Origin of the sequence: Leptolyngbya cf. ectocarpi LEGE 11479 (genome assembly GCF_015207065.1) — a bacterium.
GTDB classification, from domain to species: domain Bacteria; phylum Cyanobacteriota; class Cyanobacteriia; order Phormidesmidales; family Phormidesmidaceae; genus Leptothoe; species Leptothoe ectocarpi.
Window position 1 is genome coordinate 1 of record NZ_JADEXP010000374.1, and the last position, 6,193, is coordinate 6,193.

9 protein-coding genes are annotated in these 6,193 nt (G+C 50.7%); 3 read left to right on the forward strand and 6 right to left on the reverse strand.

Going from position 1 to position 6,193, the window contains the following annotated elements:
* The 6 genes from IQ260_RS25990 to IQ260_RS26015 all read right to left on the reverse strand — a co-directional run.
* A partial coding sequence (locus tag IQ260_RS25990) for an ATP synthase F0 subunit B (protein WP_193995987.1) occupies positions 1–730 on the reverse strand: 730 nt, incomplete at its 3' end.
* Complete coding sequence (gene coaD, locus IQ260_RS25995; RefSeq protein ID WP_193995988.1) at positions 706–1,191, reverse strand: pantetheine-phosphate adenylyltransferase; 486 nt, start codon at positions 1,189–1,191, stop codon at positions 706–708. The genes coaD and IQ260_RS25990, both read right to left, overlap by 25 nt.
* Positions 1,192–1,241: 50 nt before the next feature.
* Positions 1,242–1,721, reverse strand: a complete 480-nt coding sequence (locus IQ260_RS26000; RefSeq protein WP_193995989.1) for a GNAT family N-acetyltransferase — start codon at positions 1,719–1,721, stop codon at positions 1,242–1,244.
* Positions 1,722–1,835: 114 nt separating this feature from the next.
* Positions 1,836–2,468 carry a tRNA-(ms[2]io[6]A)-hydroxylase gene (gene miaE, locus IQ260_RS26005; protein WP_193995990.1) on the reverse strand — a complete coding sequence of 211 codons (633 nt, stop codon included), beginning with the start codon at positions 2,466–2,468 and terminating at the stop codon, positions 1,836–1,838.
* Between the two features lie 37 nt (positions 2,469–2,505).
* The gene (locus tag IQ260_RS26010; RefSeq protein ID WP_228016442.1) at positions 2,506–2,913 is read right to left on the reverse strand and encodes a PAS domain-containing protein; all 408 of its coding nucleotides are present in this window, start codon (positions 2,911–2,913) and stop codon (positions 2,506–2,508) included.
* Positions 2,843–3,649 (reverse strand): GAF domain-containing protein, encoded by an 807-nt coding sequence (locus IQ260_RS26015; RefSeq protein WP_193995992.1) that lies wholly within the window; start codon positions 3,647–3,649, stop codon positions 2,843–2,845. The genes IQ260_RS26010 and IQ260_RS26015 overlap by 71 nt, the downstream gene beginning before the upstream one ends.
* A gap of 151 nt (positions 3,650–3,800) precedes the next feature.
* Between IQ260_RS26015 and IQ260_RS26020 the strand changes: the two genes are divergently transcribed.
* The 3 genes from IQ260_RS26020 (at position 3,801) to IQ260_RS26030 (ending at position 6,097) form a co-directional block, all read left to right on the forward strand.
* Complete coding sequence (locus tag IQ260_RS26020) at positions 3,801–4,607, forward strand: DUF6816 family protein (protein WP_193995993.1); 807 nt, start codon at positions 3,801–3,803, stop codon at positions 4,605–4,607.
* 71 nt (positions 4,608–4,678) lie between these two features.
* On the forward strand, positions 4,679–4,915 hold the full coding sequence (locus tag IQ260_RS26025) for a hypothetical protein (RefSeq protein ID WP_193995994.1): 237 nt from the start codon (positions 4,679–4,681) through the stop codon (positions 4,913–4,915).
* 354 nt (positions 4,916–5,269) lie between these two features.
* Positions 5,270–6,097 (forward strand): hypothetical protein, encoded by an 828-nt coding sequence (locus IQ260_RS26030; RefSeq protein WP_193995995.1) that lies wholly within the window; start codon positions 5,270–5,272, stop codon positions 6,095–6,097.
* Positions 6,098–6,193 lie beyond the last annotated feature (96 nt).

Below are 6,193 nucleotides of genomic sequence, written 5' to 3' on the forward strand. Positions count from 1 at the left end.
GGGGTTGGGAAGGGGTAGGGACATCGCTGCTGCCGCCGCTGGGCGCTGTCTGCCGCGCTCGCTGCTGACGTTCATAGAGCTGCTGACGACCATTGCTGATGACGCCTAGCATTTCGCTAAACTGGGTTTCCATGCGCTGCAGCACCTGATCGGCATAGGTGTCGGCATCGGTTTGAATGGCATGGCATTCGGCAATGGCGGTTTTGCGGAGTTCGTCGCATTCCTGTTTGGTTTGAACTTGGAGCTGTTCAATTTCCATCATGGTTTGCGATCGCAATGCCGCACATTCCTGTTCCACCTGCAACCGCAGCTGATGAGCCTGCTGCTCGGCCTGGCGCAAAATAGGGGTTTCATTCAAAATCGCAGCGGCTTGCTTTTCGGCGGTGGTGATAATTTCCTGGGCATACTGCTCAGCTGCGCTCAAAACTTCATTGCGCTGCTCCAGCATCTGCTGGGCTTCCTGAAAGGCGCTCGGTAAGTTTAACCGGACCGCATCCAGCTGATCGAGCAGGTCGTCCTCATTGATCATGGTGCGGCCCATCACCGGCAGGCGAGGGCTGTCTAGCACCGTTTCCTCAATTTGATTGAGGGCATCTTGAATATCAAATCCAGCTACGGGCGCGGCTGCAGGAACTGCCCGGCCAATCTGCTGCTGGGACAAGCCATCATCAGCTTGTACAGCTTGGCTATTTAGCCTGGAATCATTTAGGGGAGGTTCTCGCCGTACCATTTCTGAATATCGTGGGCAACATGCTCAGGAACAAGGTGACCGATCGCTCCGCTAAACCGTGCAATCTCCTTTACTAGACTACTGCTTAAAAAGCCGTATTCAGTAGACGTGGCTAAAAAAACAGTTTCTAGATCGTCTGCAAGGGTTTTATTAGTATGGGCCATCTGCAGCTCTTTCTCAAAATCTGATAGTACCCGCAACCCCCGAATTAGAACTTTTGCCTGCCGTTGATGGGCATAATTGACCGTGAGTCCATCAAAGCTATCGACTTCCACATTGTCCAAATGGGACGTTGCCTGGCGGATTTGAGCCAGCCGTTCCTCAACGGTAAACATGGGATTTTTAATCGGGTTACGCGACACTACCACAATCACACGATCATAGAGACCGCTGCTACGGGTAATGATATCGAGATGACCTAACGTCACTGGATCAAAGCTACCGGGATAAACTGCAATCACAAGCCGGTGAGGGGAGAGATGAGGGTTTAAGACCGACTGATTATACCGGCTTACGCGGCGATACGTTTTTTATAAACCCGGTCACAGCGCGATGTTTCCACGCCGGTTGCGGGCAGATAGCCTGAGCTTTCGTACATACGCACAGCCTCTTTAAGTACCGTTGCGGTTTCAAGCCAGATTTCTTGGAAGCCTCGGGCTGCGATCGCACGCTCCAACTGCCCTAACAAAAACCGCCCCAGCCCTTGACCACGAGCCACCGGCAGCAGATACATCTTCCGAATTTCCACCGCCTGCTTCCCCCGCTCAATCGGATGGTAGGCTGCTGTGCCCACAATCGTTCCCGCCTGCTCCACCACCCAAAATTCACCCTCCTGGTAGTGGGTTTCCACCTGCACCACATCAATATCAGCCCCCTCTGGCTCCCAGCCCAGCCCGTAGTCAGTCAGTACTTGGCCAATTAGCTCGGCTGCAGCCTGCCGGTCAGCCGGTTGCCAGTCGCGGATCACAAAGGATTTGAAAGGAGCATGCATGGTAAGTAGATCGCCATAATTATCTTTTGGGGTCGGGCTTTGACTTCGCTCAGCCCTCAATTCCCTGAAACTCAACGATTGAGCTGGTTGAGCGGAGTCGAAACCAGCGATTCTCTAACTATGGACCCTGGGAGCCGGATGCAGCATAGCCAGGATCTCACTTTCCGCTGTCGCTAGCTGTTCTAGCCGGGGCGTTACCACCTCAGCCCCAAATTCATTGGTGGCCAGGACCCAGTAGGCCCCATAGTGACGCGCTTCAGAGGCCATCAGACTGCGGTAAAACTTGGCCAGCTCTGGGTCTGGGCAGTGTTCTCCCAGGAGCCCCAGACGTTCGTGGCTGCGAGCTTCGATTAGGGCAGACACTAGCAGCAGGTCTAACTTGCGGTCTGGATCGTTAGCGCGTACGTGTTTGCGCAGTTTGGCTCCGTAAGGCCCCGCTGCTAGGGACCGCAGCGCAACTCCCCGACGGTCTAACCACTGATTGACTTGCTTAAAGTGGCTTAGCTCTTCCTGGGCAATGTCGGTGAGCGCCTCCACTAAGGCCCGGTCACCGGGGTACAAAAACATCAGCTTGATGGCAATTCCCGCCGCTTTACGTTCACAGTGGGAATGGTCCAACATGACTTCGTCCAGATTGGCCAGGGCCTGGTTGATCCAGGCCTGGGATGTGGGTGTTTTGAGAAACTTGATGGTGGCTGGACGGCTAGGTGTGGTGAGCACGGGTGTCGATAAAAAATCTGAGTACATTGTAGGGGTAAGGGCCTTGGGAAAGACGAGGCTGAGGCTACACAGAGGCCTCATTAATCCTACTGAGCAGCAGCAGGGCAGCGGGTTTTTGGTGAAACTCAAAGGCGATTGCTTGGGCTGCGATCGCAACGACCTGACCACTTTTGTGGGTAATTCCAAAGTTAAGCGTCAGCCGCTGATGAGGGTTGGCATAGCACTGACGCAGTCCTGAACGCACGCGATCGAGATCTTCATAGGCAATCAGGCTAGTAATGGACGGTAAATGCAGCAGTTCATCGGGCGTCTGACCAAACAAACTGGCTGCTCTACTATTAATTTGCACAATCTTTTTGTGCTGCACCAGCACCGCCCCGACTACTTCCGTCGTTAACAGCTCACAGCAAAACGCTTGATAATGCTGCAGGCTCCCCTCCAAGTGCTGATTGGCCCTCTGAAAAATTGGCATTTTCCAAAACCAGCGCCATCTGATCGGCCATGGCCCCCACTAAGTGGGGCATCGGCGGCTGAAAGTGTCGAGTCTGTGGGTGGGTGAGGGTCATAATCCCCACAATACGATTGCCCCCCATCAACGGCGCACACAGCGCTGAACCCACTTTATAGGGCTGCTCAGGCAAGCTGACCCAACGGTTATCTAGACGCGTATCAGCAATGACCTCTACCTTCTGGTGTTCGACCACCCATCCTGCCAGACCTTTTTTCAAAACCTCACCTACTAAAGTGTGACGTTCCTGTTCTGTCGTACCCGAGCGCGTCAGAATACATGCGGTCACCACCTGGGCCTCATCCAATAAAAAAATGCTGCCGCTGCCAGCTCCAGCGATATCCACCGCAATATTGAGCGTTTGTTTTAAGGTGGCCTTGAGCCGCGTCTTGCCAGTAGCGGTTCGAGCCAGGGCTAGCTGATCTTGAATCCACTGCAGCTGCTTTTTATAAGCCGCATTCTCCTGTCGCAGCTGAGCCACTTCGTCCCGTAGAGCGGCCACATCTGCCGTCAGTTTGCCGCCCGAAGCTTGCTGCTGCGTCATCTGCTGGGCCGCAAACTGTAGAACCGATACGAGACCGCGCAACAGCTGCAGGTCATCCTCAGGTAAGGACTTTACACTCGTCAGCTGGGTAACGTTCTTGTAGAGCAAGCCCAGTTCATCCGTTAGGGCATCTTTGAGCAGTGTTTGGTTATCCATATGGGTCAAATAAACCACCTCTACAGGGCGTTAACTCAAGGCTACAGCGACTTTAAGCCTGCCTCCCCAATTATTTAGAATTGTTCCCGATACATACCCTCTATCCGTTACCCTGCGCCGAAACCAATGGGATTAAACTAAGGCTGTGGCAATGGACGCAATTATGCATCGGTTTTTGCTAAAACGACTACAGCGCAGGCTATTTTGGGTGGTGCTATTGGCTATGGTGTGGCTGCTGTGTAGCGGTGAGGCCCTGGCCACTCCTCTAGCAGAGCGCGTCTCTACCTTTCCTGACTGGTCTAGTAAACCCCCCGTACAGCCATCGGAGGGGGATTTGGTTTATCCAGCTTGGCTGGACGGTTCCTGGCGGATGACTTCAACGCTGCGGGCGATGACGGCTCCCCTGGCTCCCGATGTGGTTACTCCAGGGTTTGAGGGCAATCGTCAGTTTTTAGAGGTGCCCATTGAGGCGGATATTCGTTTTTATAAGACCCGAGTAACTGGCGGGAGATTTCTTAACCAGCGGTTAAAGACGACAGAAGGGGTGGTGTCAGACCGCGCTTTTAATGGCTTGAGTCTGGCGCGGGCCTATTTAGGGGATGACTGGGTTCAGGCGGTAAAAGTGGATTCTGACAATCCTAACCGGCAGATTACGTTACTAAAAGAGAATCAGCAGCTGATATCGACGGTTACCGGGCGGACAACAGAACAGCCCGACAGTGATACGTTTATCACGACCGAAATGTTTCAACAGTTTTTTCGGGGTGGACGGCCGACGGTGTATTTAAATGAGGTGGAGAATACGACAGCCTACCATCGTGAGCTGAATCATGTGGTGGCGGATCAGATTACGGCGATCTATTTGTCTCCTCAGGATCCAGATTATTTTAAGGCGATTGATCGACCTGTGGCGCTCTATCGCTATCGGCTGGAGCTAACGTCATTAGGCAATACTTAAAAGCTGGACATGGACCTTATCGTGGGTTGGGTTATTCCGTACCCACACTGAGCTAAGGGGCAGTTTTTAGCATGCAAATTCTTTGGTGTCTCCATGGCAACCTGCAACAGCCCACCGTATGGGATAGCCTAGCAAAAAGTCTCGCCACGCCCACACTGCAGGTAAAGCCCCTCAGCCTCTGGGATAGGCCAGCTGATAGCTGCTGGGCTTGGGCCGATACGTTTTGTCAGCACGTGGCTGAAACCGCTGCTGAAACAGTGTCTAAAACAGCTACGGAACTCAAAACTATCTGCTCGGGTATTCCCTAGGGGATCGGTTAGCATTACACGGATTGTCGGCCCAGCCTGACCTGTGGGCCGGGGCTATGATCGTCAGTGCGGACCTAGGAAGCCATGTTTGATAATAGCGATCTCATTTTTTCACCACATTCCAAAACTTTCCTTAACTGCACTGAACTTGAACTGAGGCTGATCAGGTAAGGTTATCAGTCTTTTTAATCTGTCAGGCTTTTTATTCTATTCTCAAAAATTTAAAGTAATTAGAACATTTGTATACTACAAGTCATGCAAAATATTTAAGTAACACTAAACATAGTACACTTCTGAATAAATAAAAAATCTGACATAAAGGCACCGGTAGTTATTCAGAATGTGGAAAAGTGTATGCAAAGGCATATTTTCAATAGTTTGAGAAGATTAACTAACCAAAGCTCCAGACAGGTGCCATTGTCCACTTCATTAAAAAAACAGCGTACGTTGACTCGCTCTGTCACAAGTGCTTTTGTTGGTTGGGGCCTTTGCATCTCAGTTGTGTCAATCGATACTCATGCACATGCTACGGATTTTTATCTGGTTGCTGGCAGTAGGCAGAATCACCCATCGACACTATATGCTCAAGTAAACTCAACAGATGCTGAAGAGCAAGCTGCTAATACCTCTGAATCACATCCCTTGGGTGAATTTTTGTCGGGGCTTGATCTAGATAATCTAATTACTCTGATTTTTGGAGGTTTAATAGGCGGTTTCTTAAAGTGGGGGCTCGAACAATGGGGTTTTCGTAGAGCCACACAGCGTCAGTTTGCTCAAGCCGTGACGGACCAAATCTCCACACTTGCGAGTGAACACTACTGGTCTTTGGCAAACTATGCTGGTGTAGTGGCAGGTCTGCTTGAAGACTATATTGAACAGTACTCCTATCATCTGATGTTGATATGGTATGACAAAGATGATTTAAGGAAGAAACTGGACGAAATTGCTGAAGATACAGTAGAAGAGTGTTTTGCTTATTTCTGCCATCTAATCGGGTTGTTCTATGCATTTCAATTTAGAGAAGGCAATACATATCTGCTAACAGATCATCAAGCTGGAGAAAAGTGCAAGCAGCTGTACAACGCTTTTTTAAAAAGTTTCTCTGGCAGTGAACTATCGAAAAAAATTGTCAATCTTTATGCTCTTAAAACAATAGTCCGGACAGAAAAGCGAGAGAAATAGCCAGAAAAGCTATTCAGGCACTAAGGTTTTGTTAACAGACAAACCCACCTGAATAGCCATGACATGCATCATACCGGGTCTACTACGAAAAGTGGG

Bases quoted from the DNA above. Each gene is read 5' to 3' on its own strand.
- IQ260_RS26000 (WP_193995989.1), bottom strand. From the start codon at position 1,721: ATGCATGCTCCTTTCAAATCCTTTGTGATCCGCGACTGGCAACCGGCT.
- IQ260_RS26015 (WP_193995992.1), bottom strand. From the start codon at position 3,649: ATGGATAACCAAACACTGCTCAAAGATGCCCTAACGGATGAACTGGGC.
- IQ260_RS26030 (WP_193995995.1), top strand. From the start codon at position 5,270: ATGCAAAGGCATATTTTCAATAGTTTGAGAAGATTAACTAACCAAAGC.
- IQ260_RS26025 (WP_193995994.1), top strand. From the start codon at position 4,679: ATGCAAATTCTTTGGTGTCTCCATGGCAACCTGCAACAGCCCACCGTA.
- IQ260_RS26020 (WP_193995993.1), top strand. From the start codon at position 3,801: ATGGACGCAATTATGCATCGGTTTTTGCTAAAACGACTACAGCGCAGG.
- miaE (WP_193995990.1), bottom strand. From the start codon at position 2,468: ATGTACTCAGATTTTTTATCGACACCCGTGCTCACCACACCTAGCCGT.
- IQ260_RS26010 (WP_228016442.1), bottom strand. From the start codon at position 2,913: ATGCCAATTTTTCAGAGGGCCAATCAGCACTTGGAGGGGAGCCTGCAG.